This window comes from Azoarcus sp. DN11 (genome assembly GCF_003628555.1).
Lineage (GTDB): Bacteria > Pseudomonadota > Gammaproteobacteria > Burkholderiales > Rhodocyclaceae > Aromatoleum.
This window is the reverse complement of the sequence record NZ_CP021731.1, coordinates 1,753,593-1,773,325: the sequence shown is the minus strand read 5'-3', so window position 1 is coordinate 1,773,325 and position 19,733 is coordinate 1,753,593. Positions and strand designations below refer to the sequence as shown.

General features: G+C 63.2%; 25 protein-coding genes and 1 pseudogene. 11 read left to right on the top strand and 15 right to left on the bottom strand.

What is annotated here, in order from left to right; all coding sequences use genetic code 11:
- The first annotated feature begins 15 nt into the window (after window positions 1-15).
- The 9 genes from moaC to CDA09_RS08060 all read left to right on the top strand — a co-directional run bounded on the left by moaC (window position 16) and on the right by CDA09_RS08060 (window position 7,180).
- A complete protein-coding gene (gene moaC / locus CDA09_RS08100; RefSeq protein WP_121428152.1) occupies window positions 16-510 on the top strand; it encodes a cyclic pyranopterin monophosphate synthase MoaC in 495 nt (164 codons plus the stop codon).
- A 251-nt stretch (window positions 511-761) separates the two neighbouring features.
- Window positions 762-1,622: a tyrosine-type recombinase/integrase gene (locus CDA09_RS08095; RefSeq protein WP_286164419.1), complete on the top strand. Its 861-nt coding sequence runs from the start codon at window positions 762-764 to the stop codon at window positions 1,620-1,622.
- A gap of 29 nt (window positions 1,623-1,651) precedes the next feature.
- On the top strand, window positions 1,652-2,119 hold the full coding sequence (locus CDA09_RS08090; protein ID WP_121428150.1) for a hypothetical protein: 468 nt from the start codon (window positions 1,652-1,654) through the stop codon (window positions 2,117-2,119).
- A gap of 145 nt (window positions 2,120-2,264) precedes the next feature.
- The gene (locus CDA09_RS08085) at window positions 2,265-3,056 is read left to right on the top strand and encodes a hypothetical protein (RefSeq protein ID WP_121428149.1); all 792 of its coding nucleotides are present in this window, start codon (window positions 2,265-2,267) and stop codon (window positions 3,054-3,056) included.
- A 117-nt stretch (window positions 3,057-3,173) separates the two neighbouring features.
- Window positions 3,174-3,407, top strand: a complete 234-nt coding sequence (locus CDA09_RS08080; protein ID WP_121428148.1) for a hypothetical protein — start codon at window positions 3,174-3,176, stop codon at window positions 3,405-3,407.
- A 3-nt stretch (window positions 3,408-3,410) separates the two neighbouring features.
- On the top strand, window positions 3,411-3,659 hold the full coding sequence (locus CDA09_RS08075; RefSeq protein WP_121428147.1) for a helix-turn-helix domain-containing protein: 249 nt from the start codon (window positions 3,411-3,413) through the stop codon (window positions 3,657-3,659).
- Complete coding sequence (locus CDA09_RS08070; protein ID WP_121428146.1) at window positions 3,652-6,105, top strand: bifunctional DNA primase/polymerase; 2,454 nt, start codon at window positions 3,652-3,654, stop codon at window positions 6,103-6,105. Before CDA09_RS08075 ends, CDA09_RS08070 begins: the two co-directional genes overlap by 8 nt.
- Before the next feature lie 419 nt (window positions 6,106-6,524).
- Entirely contained in the window at window positions 6,525-6,752 is a 228-nt protein-coding gene (locus CDA09_RS08065) for a hypothetical protein (protein WP_121428145.1), read from the top strand.
- Complete coding sequence (locus CDA09_RS08060; protein WP_121428144.1) at window positions 6,749-7,180, top strand: hypothetical protein; 432 nt, start codon at window positions 6,749-6,751, stop codon at window positions 7,178-7,180. Before CDA09_RS08065 ends, CDA09_RS08060 begins: the two co-directional genes overlap by 4 nt.
- A gap of 190 nt (window positions 7,181-7,370) precedes the next feature.
- Here the strand turns inward: CDA09_RS08060 and CDA09_RS08055 are convergent, their stop codons facing one another.
- Window positions 7,371-7,778: a hypothetical protein gene (locus CDA09_RS08055; RefSeq protein WP_121428143.1), complete on the bottom strand. Its 408-nt coding sequence runs from the start codon at window positions 7,776-7,778 to the stop codon at window positions 7,371-7,373.
- 22 nt (window positions 7,779-7,800) lie between these two features.
- On the bottom strand, window positions 7,801-8,292 hold the full coding sequence (locus CDA09_RS23135) for a hypothetical protein (protein ID WP_128106544.1): 492 nt from the start codon (window positions 8,290-8,292) through the stop codon (window positions 7,801-7,803).
- Window positions 8,293-8,751: 459 nt separating this feature from the next.
- Between CDA09_RS23135 and CDA09_RS08050 the strand changes: the two are divergent.
- A pseudogene (locus CDA09_RS08050) lies at window positions 8,752-8,856 on the top strand (cyclic pyranopterin monophosphate synthase MoaC); the annotation flags it as partial.
- A 129-nt stretch (window positions 8,857-8,985) separates the two neighbouring features.
- Here the strand turns inward: CDA09_RS08050 and CDA09_RS08045 are convergent.
- The 6 genes from CDA09_RS08045 to CDA09_RS08025 all read right to left on the bottom strand — a co-directional run bounded on the left by CDA09_RS08045 (window position 8,986) and on the right by CDA09_RS08025 (window position 12,838).
- Window positions 8,986-9,327 carry a c-type cytochrome gene (locus tag CDA09_RS08045; RefSeq protein WP_286164418.1) on the bottom strand — a complete coding sequence of 114 codons (342 nt, stop codon included), beginning with the start codon at window positions 9,325-9,327 and terminating at the stop codon, window positions 8,986-8,988.
- A 238-nt stretch (window positions 9,328-9,565) separates the two neighbouring features.
- Window positions 9,566-10,606: a hypothetical protein gene (locus CDA09_RS08040; protein ID WP_128106543.1), complete on the bottom strand. Its 1,041-nt coding sequence runs from the start codon at window positions 10,604-10,606 to the stop codon at window positions 9,566-9,568.
- 44 nt (window positions 10,607-10,650) lie between these two features.
- Window positions 10,651-10,803 carry a hypothetical protein gene (locus CDA09_RS23315; RefSeq protein WP_164844384.1) on the bottom strand — a complete coding sequence of 51 codons (153 nt, stop codon included), beginning with the start codon at window positions 10,801-10,803 and terminating at the stop codon, window positions 10,651-10,653.
- Window positions 10,772-11,359: a YceI family protein gene (locus tag CDA09_RS08035; RefSeq protein ID WP_121428140.1), complete on the bottom strand. Its 588-nt coding sequence runs from the start codon at window positions 11,357-11,359 to the stop codon at window positions 10,772-10,774. Before CDA09_RS08035 ends, CDA09_RS23315 begins: the two co-directional genes overlap by 32 nt.
- Window positions 11,360-11,385: 26 nt before the next feature.
- The gene (locus CDA09_RS08030) at window positions 11,386-11,928 is read right to left on the bottom strand and encodes a cytochrome b (RefSeq protein ID WP_121428139.1); all 543 of its coding nucleotides are present in this window, start codon (window positions 11,926-11,928) and stop codon (window positions 11,386-11,388) included.
- Between the two features lie 37 nt (window positions 11,929-11,965).
- Window positions 11,966-12,838, bottom strand: coding sequence for an SDR family oxidoreductase (locus CDA09_RS08025; protein ID WP_121428138.1), 873 nt, complete (start codon window positions 12,836-12,838; stop codon window positions 11,966-11,968).
- A gap of 107 nt (window positions 12,839-12,945) precedes the next feature.
- Here CDA09_RS08025 and CDA09_RS08020 point away from each other — a divergent pair, with 107 nt between their 5' ends.
- A complete protein-coding gene (locus CDA09_RS08020) occupies window positions 12,946-13,842 on the top strand; it encodes a LysR family transcriptional regulator (protein WP_121428137.1) in 897 nt (298 codons plus the stop codon).
- Window positions 13,843-13,856: 14 nt separating this feature from the next.
- Here the strand turns inward: CDA09_RS08020 and CDA09_RS08015 are convergent, their stop codons facing one another.
- The 7 genes from CDA09_RS08015 to CDA09_RS07985 all read right to left on the bottom strand — a co-directional run bounded on the left by CDA09_RS08015 (window position 13,857) and on the right by CDA09_RS07985 (window position 19,693).
- A complete protein-coding gene (locus CDA09_RS08015; RefSeq protein WP_121428136.1) occupies window positions 13,857-14,570 on the bottom strand; it encodes an ABC transporter ATP-binding protein in 714 nt (237 codons plus the stop codon).
- 5 nt (window positions 14,571-14,575) lie between these two features.
- Complete coding sequence (locus tag CDA09_RS08010; protein WP_121428135.1) at window positions 14,576-15,280, bottom strand: ABC transporter permease; 705 nt, start codon at window positions 15,278-15,280, stop codon at window positions 14,576-14,578.
- A 78-nt stretch (window positions 15,281-15,358) separates the two neighbouring features.
- Complete coding sequence (locus CDA09_RS08005; RefSeq protein WP_121428134.1) at window positions 15,359-15,667, bottom strand: hypothetical protein; 309 nt, start codon at window positions 15,665-15,667, stop codon at window positions 15,359-15,361.
- 55 nt (window positions 15,668-15,722) lie between these two features.
- Entirely contained in the window at window positions 15,723-15,974 is a 252-nt protein-coding gene (gene thiS, locus CDA09_RS08000; protein WP_121428133.1) for a sulfur carrier protein ThiS, read from the bottom strand.
- A 17-nt stretch (window positions 15,975-15,991) separates the two neighbouring features.
- Complete coding sequence (locus CDA09_RS07995; protein WP_121428132.1) at window positions 15,992-17,260, bottom strand: NAD(P)/FAD-dependent oxidoreductase; 1,269 nt, start codon at window positions 17,258-17,260, stop codon at window positions 15,992-15,994.
- Between the two features lie 93 nt (window positions 17,261-17,353).
- Window positions 17,354-19,201 carry an aldehyde ferredoxin oxidoreductase family protein gene (locus CDA09_RS07990; protein ID WP_121428131.1) on the bottom strand — a complete coding sequence of 616 codons (1,848 nt, stop codon included), beginning with the start codon at window positions 19,199-19,201 and terminating at the stop codon, window positions 17,354-17,356.
- A 15-nt stretch (window positions 19,202-19,216) separates the two neighbouring features.
- Window positions 19,217-19,693 (bottom strand): 4Fe-4S dicluster domain-containing protein, encoded by a 477-nt coding sequence (locus CDA09_RS07985; RefSeq protein WP_121428130.1) that lies wholly within the window; start codon window positions 19,691-19,693, stop codon window positions 19,217-19,219.
- Window positions 19,694-19,733 lie beyond the last annotated feature (40 nt).

Below are 19,733 nucleotides of genomic sequence, written 5' to 3'. Positions count from 1 at the left end.
CGCGCAGCCCGAGCCATGACCGAGCAGAAACCTTCCGCCCTCACCCACTTCGACGCCCAAGGCCAGGCCCACATGGTCGACGTCGGCGACAAGAGCGAAACCCGCCGCGTCGCCATCGCGCGCGGCTCGATCAGCATGAAGCCAGACACCTTCGCGATGGTCAAGTCGGGCAGCGCAAAGAAGGGCGACGTCCTCGGCATCGCCCGCATCGCGGCGATCCAGGCATCGAAACGCACCAGCGACCTGATCCCGCTCTGCCATCCCATTCCGCTCACCCGCGTGGCGGTCGAGTTCGACCTCGACGAGGCGCAAAGCCGCATCGGGTGCAGCGTCACCGCGGAGACAGTCGGCCGCACGGGCGTGGAGATGGAAGCCTTGACCGCCGTGAACGTTGCGCTCCTGACGATCTACGACATGTGCAAGGCCGTCGATCGCGGCATGCGCATGGACGGGATCCAGTTGATGGAGAAGCTCGGGGGGAAATCGGGGCACTGGATCGCCGCGGAGTAACTCGTTGTTTTCGTTGCACATGTAATTACCACCTGAATATGTGGTTGGTCATGCGTCCAACGTCGTTACTGCTGCTTTAGGTGCGCTGAACTGAGTTCTGTCCATCGTATGTCCACATGGGGGCAGCGATGGCATCTGTAAGACAACGTGGCGAGCACTGGCAGGCTCGCATCACACGACACGGGTTCCCGCCCGAGGCGAAGACATTCCGTACCCGCCAAGAAGCGGAAGCGTGGGCGCGATCCGTCGAAGTGGAAGTCGACAAGGGTGTCTATCAAAGTCGAACAGCGGCTGAACAGACAAGCCTGGGGGACATCCTGCAGCGGTATGCCGAAGAGGTCACCCCCTCCAAGAAGGGCGCTAAGGAAGAAACGATCCGCCTTGCCGCATTGCGCAAAATGCGCATCGGTAAATTCGCCCTCGCCAACCTGACCCCGGCCGTCGTTGCAAGTTTCAGGGACGAGCGCTTGAAGGCGGTATCGGCCGGGACCGTGATCCGTGACCTGGCTGTGCTGTCGTCCATCCTGAATCATGCGCGCCGCGAATGGGGCTTCCCCGTCGCGAACGTCGTCGAGTCGATCAGGAAGCCGAGACAGCCGCAGGGGCGGGAACGGCTACTGTCGGACGAAGAAGAACGCGCCCTGCTCGATGCAGTCGCCCCGATCGGGCGTCGTAGTCCCTGGGTACAGCCGATCATTGTCTTCGCCCTGGAAACGGCCATGCGTCGCGGGGAACTGCTCGCGCTGCGCTGGGAGCATGTCAATCTGGACAAGCGGACCGCCCTACTTCCCGACACCAAGAACGGCTCGCGTCGCGTCGTCCCCCTGTCGTCGCGCGCCGTCGATACCCTGCGCGGCATGCCGCGGTCGATCGACGGCCGGGTATTCCCGATTTCTGCCCCGGCCCTGCACCTGCGTTTCAAGCTCGCCTGCAAGCGTGCGGGCATCACCGGCCTTCACTTCCACGACCTGCGCCATACGGCGACGACAAGGCTGGCGGACAAGCTCACCAACCTTGCGGAGTTGTCCGCGGTAACCGGACACAAGTCGCTGCAGATGCTGAAGCGCTACTACCATCCGAGCGCGGAAGCCCTTGCAGCCAAGCTCGGCTAACCGTCTGACAACGCACCGGAGAAACCACCATGAACACCTTTAAAGCCCTTGCGGACCACCTCGCCGCCCTCCTCAACACCGACCTTGAAGGCGTGGAACGCCTCATTCGCTGGCCGGAAGACGCCGGCCTGCAGCGGCGCGGCAGCTTCATGCGAAAGGAGACTTTCGCGCGGGCCTATGCAGGCGAAGCCGTGCACCAGCGGATCACCGCTAACCTGGTTGAGGTCACGACTCTGGCCCACGACCTTATCGACGCGCTGCCGGGGGTGGAGGACCGCGTCGGCTTCCTGCTCGCGAACATCACCAAATCGGCGCCCATTGGCAGCGTCAGGCGGCTGTGCGGGCTCAGCTTCGGACAGATGGGGCGGTTGATGGGCGTGCCTCATCAGACGGCCCGAGGACTTTGTGGTCCTAACTGGCTGGAATATCGCGAGCAGGACGCGTTCTTCACGCGACTGGCTCCCACGCTCGCCGGGTGGGTAGGCGGTCGCGGCTGATTATTCCAGATGGTTGCTCTTTAAAAATTCGAAAGGTATTCTCGGGCCGGGGCTAGATCGGCCAATCGAACCGGAGCGCACCCCCGTCTGCGCTCCCTGCCCCGGCTTCCTTTTTCATTGGGCGGGCTCAGGACGGGAGACCACAATGAAAGAGCCATTCCGCCTTTCCGGCGCTGCACCGGAGGGAGACGTCGATCCGCGTTCGATCCAGACGAACCTCAGTCGGGGGACTCCGTTGCTCGCCCCATCGGCCGGAGTCAAGCAACTTGTGGCGCAGCTGACGACGCGGCTGCCAAGCCTTTCAATCGGTGCGTGCGCGCAGCAATACCTCAAGGCGATGAACGCGCCCACACCGACCGCCGAAGAGTTTGCACGACTTGAGGCAGAAGCTCGGCAGCGATGCGAAAACGATCTACTGGTTTCGCAGCGCGGCCGCCTGGCGAGGGACAATGAAGAGAGGAAACGTCGGCGCGAGTTCGAGGACGCTACGTTGTTTCTTGCAGAGGAGGCGCGACGGACGCGTGGAACTGAACTGGAGACGGCACAAGCGCACTCCCCTGACACGTCCGCAGGAAATTCCGAGAAGCGCAGGCGGAGTCCCGCCAAGGCCAATGTAATCCGAGCGATCGAGAGCGCGATCGGGCGGCTCGACAAAGGCGGGTGTGATTTTGGGGCCGTATCGCGTCAAATTCTGGCGCAGTTTCTCCATCAGAATCTCGGTGACCTCGTGCTCAACATCACCGATGCGACGATTCGCGATACTTACCTTAAAGTTCGCCGGCTCGAACCATCGGGCATCGAAACGAAGAAACAGACCGCTGGGTTCAACAGGGAGGCGTGGGAGGCGCTCGCCAAAGCTTGGGAGAAGGGGAAAGAAAAGGCGAGCCAGCCGGGCGAACCGAAGGGTGCGCACCTGCGCGACGTGTCCCAGAACTAGACCCGCGAGTCGATCACCGATTGCCGATTGCCGCTAAGCGTTTCGGCAATCGGCGATCGCATTTCCTAGAAGCCTATCGTCCGTGCGTAGCAACTCGCGACATACGGAGATACCCAAATGGCAAAGGAAATCGTAAAAACGGAAGCGTACAAGGCTGTACGCAGGTTCAATGATGCAGTATGGCAGCTTGAAGCCGACCGGCGCTATCTGGTCGAAATCTTGCAGCAAGGGAGTTCCCCGGTTCTGGCCGACCAGCTATTTTCGGCGATCGGGCGTTTGCATTATGAGCTTGGGCAGATCGCCTATGCCGAACGCGAACACAGGCGTCGGCACGCAAGCGGGAGGGCCTGAATCATGGGTATCTCTCTCACGAAAGAAGCACAACGCGAACGGCTGCTCGATTGGCTTCAGAACTTCGGATCTATCGCAACCAGCGAGGCACGGGAACACCTCGCCTGCATGTCCCCTGCCGCACGCATCATGGAGTTGCGCCGGCATGGCTATACCATCCTGACCACTTGGCGCCACATTGCGGACAGCGAGGGCGTCATCCATCGTCAAGGCGTCTATACCCTGATGCGGAAGGCTGGCAATCATGGCTGAAACGACGCGTGATTACGCCCTCGCCTATGCGGCGAAACTGCCGGGACGCATGTTGCCCGTTGTCCCCAATGGCAAGCGGCCCGCTATCAATGACTGGGTCAATGCCGCGTCGCGCGACGAAGATACCTTACAGCACTGGTTCAGTGACACGGCCTACAACGTCGGTTGGACGCCGGATCGCGGTGTGTTCGTATTGGACATCGACACGAAGGCGGATGAGGAAGGGTGCAACGGGTTCGACACGTTGCGCGAATTGGAGTCGAAGTTCGGCGCCCTGCCCTTGACATTAGCCGCGACCACACCGACAGGCGGCAAACACATGCTTTTCCGGTGTGATATCGATGTTCCGGTTAAATCGATTGTCGGCTCAAAGCTCGGGTACAGCGGCATCGACATCCGTGCCTCCAGCGGACAAATCGTCGTCGCGCCGTCCGTTCGTACAGAAGGGCTCTACCAGTGGGACGGGTGGAACCCGATGGCAGAGGACGCCCCGCAGATCGCGGACGCCCCTGATTGGCTGGTTCGCCTTGCCTGCGGGCGTGATACAGCGAATGGGAAGGGTGCAAGGGCAACTGCAGCGACCGGGGGGCAAGGTGTTGGGGGTGCTGATGGCAAGGTGCGGGCGGGTGCCCGGAATGCCACGCTTGTTTCGGAAGCGGGCGCACTGCGGCGCCGGGGCTGGGGCTTTACTGCGATTGTGGAGAGCCTCACGGCCTTGTCCGAGTGCCAGTTCGACCCGCCTTGCGACGACAGGGAAATTCGCGAGGTGGCACGCTGGGCATGCGGGTTCGATCCCGACGAGGAAGCGGACCTCGCAAACGTTGTTGACGCTGACAACTACGCTTCAATGCTTGACGAGGTGGAAGGCGACGCCGGGGCCGTGGTCGCAGTCGCGCGCAGAATCGATGCCGACGAGCGGCTTTCGAGGACAGAAGCGCAAGCGTTGCTCAAGCGGGCGTCAAAGGCAGCGGGCGTCTCCATGAAGGTGCTGTCGGCCGACCTGCGGGCGCCTGTCGATGCAGGAAACACCCCGGTGATCGAGGTCAGGCGCGGTGACTTTGCGGGGAGCGTCCGAAGTGCCGAAGCGATGTTGTCTTCAGTGCCGGGGCTGCGTGCCCGTTCCGGCGCCCTGGTGGAGGTCGTGCGGAGCGGCAAGCGGGCTTCCATCGTAGCGGTTCCGCCCGCCCGCTTGGCGTTCATGCTTGCGGACGCGGCCCGCTGGCGCTACGGCGACGATTTTGGGACGCCCGACCCCGCTGTATTGCAAGCGGTCTTGGCGGGGCCGAAGCCTGGAGTGCCGGAGTTGTGCGGCTTGATGACGCAGCCCTCGCTGACGGCAAGCGGTGAAATCCTGCTGACGCCGGGAAACCATGAGGGCTGGGAAGCCGTATTCGACCCCACGCAGTTTTGCCCTTTTGACGGGACCGGCGCCGACGCCTTGCAAGCGGTGCGCGGGCTCCTCGCCGAGTTCCCGTTCGCTTCGCCAGTCGATGAATCGGCAGCGCTCAGCGCGATTCTGACCGCAGCGTGTCGCCCGATGCTGCCGACTGCGCCCGCGTTCCTGGTCGCTGGTCACGATCTCGGCAGCGGGAAGTCCTTCCTGTCGCAAGTGATCGCCTCGTTCGCGACTGACGACACGGATATGAAGCGTTGGCCGGGGCGCAGCGAAGAACAAGATAAGGTGCTGACAAGCGCGCTGCTGACCGGCGAGCCCGTCATGTTCTTCGACAACCTCATAGTCAATTGGAGTTCGGCGACCTTGGCCGCGATCCTGACCGCGCCGACGTACTCGGATAGGCTCTTGGGCGGCAATGAGGTGGCGAGGCTCTCGACGCGCTGCCTGATCATCGCCAACGGCAACAACGTCCGCCCCGCTGCCGACTTGGCAAGGCGCGTCGTTACTGTCGAGCTTGATCCGCGCGTCGAACGTCCGTGGGAGCGGAGCTTCGAGTTCGACCCACTCGCAATCGTGAGTGCGGACCGGGGCAAGTGGGTCATGACTGCCTTGCGCGTCTTGCAGGACTTCAGCCAGTCGGGGACATTGATCGAGCTTTCCCCCTTCGGCTCCTTCGCGGAGTGGTCGCGGATCGTGCGCGGCGCCCTGGTCTCACACGGCCTGCCCGACCCGGTGCGCGCGGTCAGTCGCAACGTCGAGGACGACGACGAGCGCGAACTGTTGGGCCGCGTTCTGCTTGCGTGGCACGACGCGTTCGGCGAGGAACCAATGACGCTGCGCGACGCCCTGCTTGATGTGCGGGGCATGGCGGCTGGACCGCGGGAAGCACTGCGGATTGCCTTCGAGGACGTCGCGCTGAGGCGCGGAGAGATTGACGCCCAAGCGCTCGGCAACTGGCTTGGCGCCCGGCAAGGGCGGATCGTGCAGGGCAAGCGGCTGATGCGGGTCGGTCGCACTTACAAGGGTGTGGCGTGGCAGGTATCGTTCTGACACCCGAGACAAGCGGCTTGGAGGTGCTGCAGCGTCAGCGGAACAGGGGGGGGTCAGGGGGGGTACATAGCCATAAACCCAGCAACGGCAAGGGTTTTCAGGCCGAAACCTGACACCCTGAACCCCTTACCCTATGCTGGAACGCTGGAAATAAGGTATCACTCTAGCCATATGCGCTCCGCGCCACACACCCCACCCTTGCGGGGGTTCAGGGTGTCAGGTTTTCGCCGTTTGCATACTTAAAACCCAGCAACCGCAAGGCTTCCAAGCGCATTGCCGTCTATGTACCCCCTCAAGGACGGGGATCAGGACCGGTTCAGGGGGTACATATCAGCGTTAAGCCAGTGCGTCACCGTATGGCCGTTACTGCGTAACACTGCTACAATACTCGTTACTGCGTAACAACCCAAAATCCTCACATGGCAACAGCAGCAGAACGCCAAGCGGCATACCGCCGCCGACGCACCGAAGGCGACAGTGACAAGCGCCTCAACACGTGGATCAGCGCAACCGCCAGCGCAGCCCTTGACCGCCTGGCGCGGCAACAGGCGACAACGCGGCGCGCGATGTTGGAACGCCTGATTCTGGAGGCTGACTGCACCCTGTCCGTCGAGTCCGTCGAAGAGGACAAGGAGAACGACCAATGAGCGACCTTACCCCCACCACCCATGTAGATGCCAACCGCGAGGAAAGCCGCACCACGGCCCAAGCAGTTGCCGTGGTGCCTGCCCTCGCCCTCGATCATCGTGAAGCCAAGGCCCGCGCCCTTGCGGTTCTGTGGACCGGCGATCCCTTGATCGCGGCCCGCGACGCCTTCAACGCCCTGGCCGAGCGCAACCGCCAGCTTACAAGCGGCAGCCCCGCCGAAATCCGCAGCGCCCTTGCCGATCAAGTCGCACTCCTGGAGGCGACGGTTTCCGCCTACACCATCGCCGCCGCCCGCGAACGCAAGCTCGAGAATCGCCGCGCCCTCGCCGGGGTCGCGCTCCGCGCCTCAACGACGCTCACGCAAGTCTTGCTTGCTCTGCATCGCGTTAGCGAGGACCAGCGCAATGGCGAAGCGATCAACGTCTAAGCTGCTGCGCATGAAGGCGCAGCGGATGGAGAGCGCTGGCGCCAAGCGGCGCCGCGACCTCACCCAGCGTTACCTGGATGTTCCGGTTCAGGCGTGGGCGAATATGGGTGATGGTTTTTTGAGTGGCACCGGGGCACGGGCATTGCGAGAGTGGTTGAGTACACTTGACCAGTTGGCTCACGGTCCTACCTTATAGCTTGCGCCCAGCAATGTCGGCAGCCCTCGCGGCGTCGATCTGCGTAGCCGTGAATACGGGGCGCCATAGCCACATCTGCAGCGAGTAGCCGATCTCGATGTAATAGATCTTGCCGGCCTCTACGACGAACGAGGCTGGCGATCCGGTTGAGGAGACCAGCGCCTTGCCCACGGGGACGTAACTTTTCAGGTGGCCGCCCGGCCCGATGTCGCCGATCTGCATGCCATTGATGAATACCGGGGCCGCAATGGCCGCGCCGGTAAAGTTGTTCGCGCGAACCAGATGCACCGTCGCAGACGGCGTGCCCGCGGGCACCTCGACGTGATAATACTGGGACGTCCCGGCACATCCGGCAACGAGCAATCCGGCAATCGCACCAATCATGAGCCTGCGTCGCGTCATATTCGACCTCCGTCGTTGGGCATCAATGAGAACAAAATTTTTTCCATGCCACCGCTAACGCAGTCGTTGGTATCGATTCAGCGCTCAAATATTTATTATGGGGAATTAGATTTAGCGCCATTAACTGCAAATTTGCCGCATTTATTCTCGCTTCCGATTCGAATTTTTCAATCGTTAAGCGAGCAGAGAAATTGTCAATTTTTCTCTCAATTTCATCACGACTCTTTTCGCCACTCGCAAACACGCCGGATTCACTTCCTACAAGTACAGCGTTTCCAATAACGACATACTGCGTGAACCCCACCATTGCGCCAAAAGAGTTCTTTGAATTTACCTCGCCACAATATACTTTCTCATTGTCCGCCTCTGAAAATTCCCCGGTCCGCTGGTTTCTAAATTCCGCGGACGAAGGATCTTTGAGTAAATATCTGACGCGTGTTTCATCTTCACTTTCAAACAGACTGCATGCACTCACAAACATGATGATTAGGCCGACGCCTATTACGTGATCCATTCGCATAAATCGCCCTTCTATGAGCATGAAGGCAGATCTGTCGCCCCTGCCCGCTGTCTTCTCTCTTCTTGGTTCAATTTAATCCTAATTACATACGATATTCACATCATAGGAAAAAATGATGTGACATTTCACACATCGCACGAACGGAACGGGAGGCGACAACGCGACCGCCCCGTCAATTCAGAACCCGAAATCCAAAAGTTTGAAAACCCGGCCGTGATCTCAGAGCCCCCTGGGTCGCGATAGCAAAAATTTACCGAAATAAAACTCACTACGTCATTAAAACTATCGTCGTAACGAAGTTGATAGTCGCATAAACAATGACGCGGTGTTAATGTGATATGAGGGCGAATGGCTCACCCTGGCAGAAACGTGTCCAGTTTCTGTCCAACCTGAGATGGGCAGAGTCACAGTTTCAGGCACCAAACCCACGTGTTTACAATGCTTTCCGGGTGGATCTACGACATGTGCAAGGCCGTCGATCGCGGCATGCGCATGGACGGGATCCAGTTGATGGAGAAGCTCGGGGGGAAATCGGGGCACTGGATCGCCGCGGAGTAACTCGTCGTGCGGCCCTCGCCGTGACGCGCTTGCAGCGCGCCACGCCGCTGGCAGCGGCGTGCAGAACCGATCCGTAGACCGGAAATGGCGTCGATATCCGCCCACGTGAGGCGGTCGCTTCCTCAGCGATTACTGGGCACGGATCCAGTCGATGAGATTCTTGATCTCTGCCTTGTCCGTGGTGTCGATCACCTTGTGCGTTTCCTCGGTGCCGTCCTCGAGCTTCACCTTGTGCTCCTTGGTGATCTGATCGATCATTTTTTGCTCGGCGTCGGCCTTGTCCTTGAACTTCGCCGCGACCTTCTTGTACGACGGGCCTTTCTTGGTCTTGTCGATCGCGTGGCACTTGAAACAGTCGTTGCGCTTGGCAGTTGCCTTGGCGGCATCCTCATCCACGGCCATTGCGCCCGAGGATGCAAACGCTGCCGTCAGGCCGACCGCGATCATGCCTGCAAGAATTCGTGCCTTCATGCTGATTCTCCTTTAATGGCTGCAGATCAAAATGCCCGCCAGACAGGGGAGCCGGCCCCTCGGCGAGTATTCCGGGAGTGGAATATACCCCTAAAGAGTAATAGGGCTTGCTTTTGTGGTGATACGGCTCAATCTCTAGCGTGGCGAATAGCGACTAGGCTTAGCGCACCTTCGGCGCGCGCCGAAACGCCCGGTGAATGACTACGGGCGACCGGCAAGCAGTCCACCGGCAAATCGATTACACAACACGTACACCTGTCATGCCGAGAATGATTGCCACCGAAATCGCGCCGGACAATAGCATGCCCAGCCATGTCAGGCGGTTTGCACGAGCTTCTTGGAGACCGTGTGCGAGGGCGACACCCCTTGCACCGAGTACCAGGTGCAGCAATACGAAGAACACACCCAATAAATAGTGAGGCACAAGACGGATATTCCACGCATCCTGGAGAAGTCCGGCAGGCGCTCCAATGGCAAAGTTCCAATCGGTCGGAATATTGGCGAATGTTCGAGCGTAAAAGAACACCGAGTTCATATGGGCCAGAACGAAAAAGACGAGGTAGATGCCGCTCGCGATTTGAAGCGTGCGAAATACGTCTGCCGGCCGTTTCGTATGCTGCCAAAACAGGTTGATGCCAGTAATCACCAGGAACAGAAAAAGAAGGACGACGGCAGGTTCGATCCAGCGTGCGCGATAAACGGATTCAAACATCTCCATGTAGTGCCGGTGCATGGCCTCGCCAGCTAATCCAAACAGATGGTTAGTTAGATGCATCGCTAGAAAGAGCAGCACGATTGCGAGCGCGCCGATTCCGTGTGCGACGCGCAACTGCGGGACTTTGGCGAAAGGCACCGGGGATGTCGTGGCGGTGTCGCCCCAGCGGGCTAGCAGCAAAGCGATAGCGCCGCCCCAGAAGAGCAGGCAGAAAATGGTATCGTTAATTGGGCCGCCAGCCATATGTAACAATACGCCGCTGGCGGTAAAAATAGGCGCTGCAGCGATCGTCAGCAGCGCCAAGCGCTTAGCAAGCAGGTCGCGACGCGACGGTACGGTGAGTTGCCCGAGCCGCGTGGCAGCCTCGATACCGGCGACCGGGACAGCGATGGCCAGCAAGAGCAACAGCCAGCCAAGGAATGGCATACCTCCGGCACCACTAGAAGTGCCAGCATGAAATGCTTTCAACAGGAATGGATAAGCAATAGATCCACACAGGGCGATAGCGACCGAGAAATAGGAGGTGCTGCTGCCAGGGGTGGGGGATGCTGTCGAAGCGAGCATGATATTGCCAACCTTTCTTGAGCTATGCTGACAGAGGCGATTCTTTACAGTTGGTGATTGCGGACAAATTCACCAAGCTGCTTGACGGCATCGGCGGCGATCGCGAGCGTGACCTCGCCGCCGATGCCGGGGAACTTGCCCGCGCCGAATGGGTAGTGCGGCGTTTTACTTGGCCGCGGCGCGCTCGGCTTCGACATGGAAGCTGACCTTGACCTCGTCGGCAACGATCGAGGTGTCGGACCAGGTGCCGTCGCCGATGGCGAACTCCAGGCGCTTGAGCGTGAAGGCACCGTCGAACGTGGCGGTGTTGCCGTTCTGCTTGACGGTTACCGGCGTCGTCACGTCGCGGGTCTTGCCCTTGATCGTGAGCTTGCCGGTCATTTCGTAGCGGTCGCCACCGACCGGCTTCACCGACGACGAGACGAAGGTCGCGGTCGGGAAGGCCTTCACGTCGAACCAGGGCTTGCCGACGACCTCCGTGTTCGCATCCGACGAACCCGCATCGATGCTGGCGAGATCGAGGTCGAGGCGGACTGTCGATTTCGCGGGGGTAGCCGGATCGAACGCCAGATCGACCTTCGCCTTCTTGAAGTGGCCATTGACCGGCACGTTCATCTGCTTGAAGACGAAGTCGATGCGGTTCTTCGCCGGCTGGACCTGATCGAACAGGCCGGCGGCTTGCGCCGCGTCGGCGCTGGCGAACGGAAGGACGAGGGAGACCAGGGCGGCAGCCAGGATTCGATTGTGTTTCATGTGAGGCATTCCTTTGTTTGTCGGGTTCAGCGTTTGAGCAGGGGCACCATGCGTGCCAGCGTTTCGTCTCGGTCGATGATGTGATGTTTGAGAGCGGCGGCGATGTGCAGACCGACCAGGGTGAGCAGACCGGAGGTCAGGACTTCGTGTACGGACTTGAGCAGATCGCCGAGCGCTTCGTCCTTGCCCACGAGGTCGGGCAGCGGGACGAGCCCCAGATACACCACCGGGAAGCCTTTCGCCGAACTCATCAGCCAGCCGGTGACCGGCACGGCGATCATCAATACATAGAGCACGACATGGGTGATCGACGCGACGATGCGCTGCCAGCCGGGCATCGTCGTGACCGGCACCGGCACGGGCCGGGTGAGGCGCACGATGAGGCGGGGAATGAACAGCAGCAGCACGGTAAAGCCGATCCACTTGTGCCACGAGATCAATTGCAGCTTGCGCGGCGACAGGGAAAGGTCCGTCATGTAGTAGCCGAGCGGCAGCGCCACGAGCACCAGAATCGCGATCAGCCAGTGCACGACGACCGCCGGCCGCGCGTAGTGTTCCGGAGTTTTCAACGAAGTTCCCCTTTTTTGAGTGTATTCGCGCACATCATCACACGGCGCGGAAGAATTCAGCCACAAGACAGTCGATGGATTTGGGCGGATGGCCGACCAGCGCGGCAAAATCGTTGGTGGTGCGCGCCAGGCGATTCGCGGCAGCGGCCGTGAACATGTTCGCCATCGCGCGGGCAACCCACGCGGGCATGCCGGCAGCTTCGAGCACGCCGGCATAGGCATCCTCGCCGACCGGTTCGTAGCGCAGGGCCACGCCTGTGGCGGCGCCGACACGTGCGGCAAGGTCGTGGTAATCGTGGGCCGTCTGGCCGGTCAATTCATACATGTGCTTTTCGAGGCGCGGCGCAACGGTGGCTGCCGCAATCGCCTGCGCGAGCTCATGGCGCGTCACGTAGCTGACCTTGCCCCCGGCCGCCGGCAAGTGCAGCACGCCGCCCTGCAGCGCACCGGCGAAGGTCATCGGCAGGAAATCGGCATACATGCCGTTGCGCAGGACCGTGTGGGCGACGCCGCAGGCCGCCAGCGCGGCCTCGCTGTCGGCGTGGACCTGCGCGAATTCGGAGGGCGAGGCAGGATCGGCGTCGAGGAAGCTGGTATAGAGGATGTGCTCGACGCCGGCCGCACGGGCGGCCTCGATCGCGTTGCGGTGCTGGGCGATCCGCCTCGCCTTGGGACCGTCGGTCGATACGATCACGAGCCGCGACACGCTGGCAAACGCGGCGCGCAGGCTTTCGGGCTCATCGAAATTGCCGCGTCGAACCTCGATGCCGCGCGCGGCGAAAACCTGCGCGCGGGCGGGCTCCCGGACGCTGACCGCCAGCTTCCGGGCGCCTGCGTCCGGAAGCCGGAGCACCAGTTGCTGCACGATCAGCTGGCCGAGATGGCCGGTCGCGCCGGTTACGAGGATCATTTTATTTTCCTTGGGACTGCATCGTTGGGGTATGGGCGCACTTTAGGGGATCGATTAGTCCTAAAATAGCGGAACCAAGCAAACTCTTTGTTGCGTCGAGGACAACAGTGGATCGCCTGCAGGCTATGGAGGTGTTTGTACGCGTCGCGGAAGCGGGAAGCTTCACCGCGGTCGCGGACCGGCTGAATGTCGCCCGTTCGGCGATCACGCGGCAGATTGCGGCGCTGGAGGCCCATCTGGGCACGAAACTCCTCGCGCGCAGCACGCGGCGCCTGAGCCTGACCTCGTCCGGCTCGGCCTATCTCGAAAAGTGCCGCGAGATCCTGGCGATGGTCGAGGCCGCCGAGGGCGACCTGGCCGGCGAGAAACAGGCACCGCGCGGCCAGATCCGCGCCAGCGTGCCGATGAGTTTCGGCGTGCGCCACCTGATGCCGCTGGTCGCGGACTTCATCACGACCTATCCGGAAGTCAGTGTCGACATCGAGTTCAGCGATCGGCGGGTGAATCTGATCGAGGAAGGCATGGATTTCGCGGTGCGGATTTCGGAGCATATCGACCCGTCACTGGTGATCCGGCGCCTGAGCCGCAGCTCGCTCGCCGTCGCAGCGGCTCCCGACTATCTGGACCGTCACGGCCGTCCGCAACATCCCGACGACCTGCTGCAGCACCACTGCCTGACCTACACGCTGGGCTCCAGTCTCGGCTGGGGCTTCCGGGTAAACGGCGAGCCTTACTCGGTGCCGATCAAGGGGCGGTTTCGCGCCAATAACGGCGACGCACTGCTCGATGCCGCGATCCGCGGCATGGGGATCGTGCGGGAGCCGTCCTTCCTCACGTCGCAGGCGGTGCGCGCGGGCCTGCTGGAGGTGCTGCTGCCGGAATATTCGGCAACGGAGCTGCACATCTACGCGGTGTTTCCCGGCACCCGCTACGTGCCGCACCGGGTGCGTACGCTGGTCGACTACCTGGCCGAGCGGATCGGACCGGTTCCGTACTGGGCCTGAGGCGTCGCCGGAAGTCAGAAGTTCATCCGCCAGGGCAGCTCGCCCTGGATGAACAGGCGGGCCTCGTCGGAGGCGGGGCGCGCGAAGAAGCGTTGCACCGGGGCGTGCTCACGGACCCGCCCGGCGCTCATGAAGACGACGTCGTCCCCGAGGCGGGTCGCCTGGCCGAGATTGTGCGTGGTCAGCAGGATGCGCGTGCCGTCGGTACGGATCTCGCGCACGATGCGTTCGACTTCGGCCGTGGCAGACGGGTCGAGGCTGGCAGTGGGTTCGTCGAGCAGGAGAAGGCGCGGTGCCGTGACCCAGGCGCGCGCGAGGGCGAGACGCTGCTGTTCGCCGCCCGACAGCAGGCGCGCGCTGTCGGCCGCGCGCGCGAGCAGGCCGACGCGGTCGAGCACGCCCGCCGCGCGGCGGCGGCGCTCGACGCGCGGAACGCCATGCGGCTTGAGCGCAAGGGCAACGTTTTCGAGCACCGAGGCACGCAGCATCATCGGATGCTGGAAGACCATCATCACACCCAGGTCGGGACGCTTTTCTCCGCCCCAGTCGATCTTCCCGCCGGTCGGTTGGAGCAGCCCGCAGATCGTGCGCAGCAGCACGCTCTTGCCGGCACCGTTGGGGCCCAGCACGAGCGTGATCCCTTCCCCGCCCAGTTCGAGGTCGATGCCATCGAGGACGGGGCGGCCGTCGGGCTGGAAACGGATGTCGCACAGGCGCAACGGGAACATCTCGCTCACCCGTAGCGGCGCATCGCCCACGCCCGCATGGCAAAGGCGAAGGCATTGAGGATCAGGATGACCACGACGAGCACGATGCCGAGCGCAATGGCGAGCGGCAGGTCGCCCTTGCTGGTTTCGAGCGCGATGGCGGTGGTCATGACGCGCGTCGCGTGGTCGATGTTGCCGCCGACGATCATCACCGCGCCGACTTCGCTCATCGCCCGCCCCAGCCCGGCAAGGACGGCGACGACAAGGGAATGGCGGCAGTCGTACAGCAGCGTCGTGACGCTCTGCCACCACGAGAAGCGCATCGCGCGAAACTCTTCGGCATAACGCTGCCACGCATCCTCGATGATCTGGCGTGCGATGGCGGCCATCAGCGGAATCACGAGCACGGTCTGCGCGACGACCATCGCGAAGGGGGTGTAGAGCAGGCCCAGTTCGCCGAGCGGCCCCGAGCGCGACAGGATCAGATAGACGACCACGCCGACGACCACGGAAGGCGCCCCCATCAGGCCGCTTATGATCACCAGCGCGGCGCTCCGCCCGGGAAAGCGGCCGACCGCGAGACAGGCGCCCAGCGGAAGGCCGACGAGGGTGCCCAGGATCACCGCCGAACCGCTCACCCGCAACGACAGGCTGGCGATCTCCACTGCGCGCTGATCGAAGGTTGCGAGTAGTGCGAAAGCGTCGGCAAAGGTCGCGGCTAGTCCGTACATCGCCGGGAGGATAGCGCAAGCGCCACACTTCGGCAGCCCTTCCCTGCACGCCGGCGGCATTCGGACCGCATCCGGATGTCAGCCGCCGCCGCGTTGCATCCCACGGTCCAGCGGAAGGAGAAGCGCCCGGCGGTCGGCTTCGCCGCCTCCGGAGAACAGGTAGCGGACCGAGAGCGTCGGCAGCTCGAGCAAGCCGATGCGCCGCACGGCCCCGGCCGCGACATGGATGTCGAGGCGGGTCGCCCCGCCGCACAGGCGGAAATGGCCGGGCGCGACGGTTTCGACCTCGACCGATGACGCCTTGCGCAGGTCGCGTGCGAACTCCGCCGGAGAGGCCGTGACCTCGCGCTCGAACTGCTCCGGGACGAAGCCGCTGATGAATGCCATGTATCGCTATCCGGTCAGGCTGGGCAGGCAGGAAAAGGGGCGACACCCAGCCCGCTCACCCCCCCGCAATCGGCGGCCAGATGGCCAGTTCGTCGCCCTCCGCGAGATGCCGCGAGGTGCGCTGCGCGGGCGGAACGAAGTGGCCGTTCACCAGCACGAGATGCGCGCTGCGTTCCGGGACGTTGAAGCGCGCAATCAGTTCAGAGATGGTCGCGCCTTCGCCCACCTCCAGTTCGACGCGGTTGCCCTTGCGGTCGGACGGGAGGTAGTCGGTGAGCGAGGCGAAGAGCTTGAAGCCGATCTTCATTTCCGCGTGATCTTCCTTCAGCGCGCGAGCGCCATCGGTTGCTGCGAGCGTGCGACGTAGGCTTCGACGAACTGCAGCGGGTTCGCGAGCAGGCGGTCCCTCCACGCGCCGAGCTTCACCTGGCCGTGGATCAGGCCGCGCAGCGCGCCGACGTGCTGCGTGAGACCGATGGCGGTCGCGCCGATCATCACGTCATCCTTGAACTGAAGGCTCAGGTAGCGGAAGCCGTTCTCGTCGACATGCTCGACGCCCTTTCCCCCGGCATCGCTTCCCTCGCCCCACCACTGGCCGAAGGACGCCGATATGAGGCCCAGCGTGTCGAGCACGTTGATCGCGAGCACGCCGTTGAGCTTGGTGTGGCGGCCGGCCATGTTGAGCGCGGCGACGCGCGCCTGGTCGGCAGCGTTGGGCTGGATCGCGGCGACGAGGTGCGCGCCGGTAAAGAGGTCGGGCGCCTCGGCGACGTCGCCTGCGGCGAAGATGCCGGGAACGCTGGTTTCGAGCCTGTCGTCGACCAGCACGCCCTTGGCGACATGCACCGGGGTCGCGTCGAGGAAGGCGATGTTCGGGGCGACGCCGGCCGCGACGATGACGAGATCGCACGGCAGGACGTCGCCGGTCGACAGCGTGACGTCGACGACCCCCTCGCCGCTGCGGTCGATGCGCTGCACGCCGGCGTTGGTGACGACGCGGATGCCCTTGTTCTCGACCCAGCGCTTGATCATGCCGCCGGCCTGGGGCGTCATCATGCGCGGCACCATGCGGTCGCCCATTTCGACGACGGTGAGCTGCACGCCGCGCGCGGCCAGCGCCTGCATGATGATGCAGCCGATGAAGCCGGCGCCGAGCTGCAGCGCGCGCGAGCCGGGCTTGGCCAGACGCGCGATCGCGCGCGCATCGTCGAGGGTCCAGCAGGTCTGCACTTCCGGCAGGTCGACGCCGGGGATGGGCGGGCGCACCGGGTGCGAGCCGGTCGCGATGAGCAGGCGGTCGTAGTCCTCGAAGCGGCCGTCGTTGAACAGGATGCGGCGCTTGTCGGTGTCGAGCGACACGGCGCGTGCGCGCAGTTCGCCGATGTTGAGCCGGCGGAAATGGTCGGGCGCCTTGCGCAGGTAAGTGCCCGACTCGTCGATGTTCTCTTCCAGCAGGTAGGGAATGGCCATGCGCGAGTACGGCGGTGCGCTCTCGCTGCCGACCATCAGGATATCGTCGGCGGGGGCGGCGCGGCGCAGCGTTTCGGCCGCGACGACGCCAGCGGGTCCGTTGCCGAGTATCACGTGTTTCATCGGTTCGTCCTCGTTTGGGCGATCAGGCGCCCTTCCCGGCAGCGGGCCGCCGGGAAGGGATCACACGCTCGACAGGCGAGCGTCAGGCGATGCTCAGAGTCCCAGTCGCGCCAGGGTCTCCGAGGTCGGCACACCGTCGGGCGTCCAGCCACGGACCTTGTAGTACTCGGGCAGCATCTTGTCGAGCTGGTTCACCAGGCCCTTGGCCGGGCCGGTCTTGGCTGGTTCGGTCGTCAGGCGCGGCGGCAGGTTGTCGTCCTTGGCGGTGAAACCGGCCGCGTTGTTGAACTGGCGCTCGAGGTTCCAGATGCGTTCGCCCACTTCGTTGAGCTTCTCCATCGTCCATTCGGGCCCGCAGGCTGCCGCGAGCTGGGGCTGCACGTCCGCGAGCGTCCAGGCGAAGGACGTGAACACGCAGATGCCGGCCGCGTCGAACACCGCGGTCGCGTCCTGGAAGGCCTTCACGAGCTCGGCCTTGCCGTCGGTGACGTGCGGGTCGGTCTTGACCGGGATGCCCAGCACTTCGGACGCGACGGTGTAGCCGCGCAGGTGGCAGGCACCGCGGTTCGAGGTCGCATAGGCGAGGCCCATGCCCTGGATGCCGCGCGAGTCGTAGGCCGGGAATTCCTGCTTCTTGACGCTCATCGACAGTTCCGGGTGGCCGTACTTCTCGCACAGGCGTGCCGAACCCATGCCGATCTCCTTGCCGAAGCCCTCACCGTTCGCGGCCATTTCTGCGAACTTCGCGAGCGCCGCGGCCGATCCGAACGGACTCTCGATCCCGATCTGCTCCTTGGTCAGGATGCCCATCTCGTAGAGTTCCATCGCCGCGGCGACGGTGGCACCGAAGGTGATCGGGTCCATGCCCTGCTCGTTGCACAGCAGGTTCGCGTACTGCAGGGCTTCGAGGTCGCCGACGCCGTTCGCGGCCCCCAGCGCCCACGCGGCTTCGTACTCCAGACCGCCCGAGGCGCCCCAATACTGCGGGCTGTTCTTGACGGTGAAGTGGTCCTTGTCGATCTGCGAGATGCGTCCGCAGGCGATCGTGCAGCCGAAGCAGGCGGCATTGGTGATGAGGTGCGTCTTGCCGTCGGAGGGGCGCTTCTCGTGCATCGCCTCGGCGGAGATCTTGGCGGCGTCCTCGAACTGCACGTCGCGGTGGTTGCGCGTGGGCAGTGCGCCGATCTCGTTGATGACGTTCATCAGCACCTGGGTCCCGTACTTGGGCAGGCCCTCGCCGGTAACGGCGTTGTCGGCGAGCACCTTCTTCGCGTCCTGGGTCGCCTTGAGGAAGGCCGGGAAGTCCTTGATGCCCGACACGCCCTTGGTGCCGCGGATGGCGACCGCCTTGAGGTTCTTCGAGCCCATCACGGCGCCGACGCCCGAGCGCCCCGCGGCGCGGTGCAGGTCATTGATGACGACCGCGAACAGCACCTGGTTCTCGCCCGCCTTGCCGATCGACGAGACGCGGATCAGCGGATCCTGGTGGTCGGCCTTGATCTGCTCTTCGGTGTGCCAACAGCTGGTGCCCCACAGGTGGGCGGCGTCGCGCAACTCGGCCTTGTCGTTCTCGATGAAGAGGTAGACGGGCTTCGGCGACTTGCCCTCGAAGATGATCATGTCCCAGCCGGCGAACTTCATCTCGGCGCCGAAGAAGCCGCCCGAGTTCGAGCACGCGATCGCGCCGGTGAGCGGTCCCTTGCAGCTGACGGTGTAGCGCCCGCCGGTAGAGGCCATCGTGCCGGTAAGCGGACCGGTCGCCATGATCAGCTTGTTGTCGGGCGACAGCGGGTCGACCCTGGGGTCGATCTCCGAGACGAGATACTTCGCCGCGAGGCCGCGCGAGCCGAGGTACTCGTTGGCCCACTCCATGTTGAGGGGCTCTTCCTTGCACGTACCCTGGGTGAGGTTCACGCGCAGGAGCTTGCGATTCCATGCCATGGTATTCCTCTCCTCTCAGGCCGCCGCTGCGGGGGTGTTCGCCTTGGCGGCCCAGGCCTGCATGCGGCCGAGTCCGGTCCAGTTGGCGTCGATGTAGGTGATCGCGCCGGTCGGGCAGGCTTTGGCGCACGCCGGATCGCCCTCGCACAGGTCGCATTTCTGGACCTTGCCGGTGGCCTGGTTGTAATTGACCGTACCGAACGGACAGGCGATCGTGCACACCTTGCAGCCGACGCAGGTGTCCTCGAACACCACCTTGGCGCCGGTCGTCAGGTCGAGCCGGATCGCATCGACCGGACAGGAGTGCATGCACCACGCATCGGTGCACTGGGTACAGGTGTAAGGCACCTTGCGCCCTTCGTGCTCGAAGTTGAAGACCTTGATCAACGAGTTGCTGGGATTGATGACGCCGGTGTGTTCGTACGAGCAGGCCATCTCGCACTGCAGGCAGCCGGTACACTTCGCGGGGTCAATGTAGAGCGATTTCCACATCGATGCTCTCCTCCGTCGGTTGATTCGCTACGGGACACAA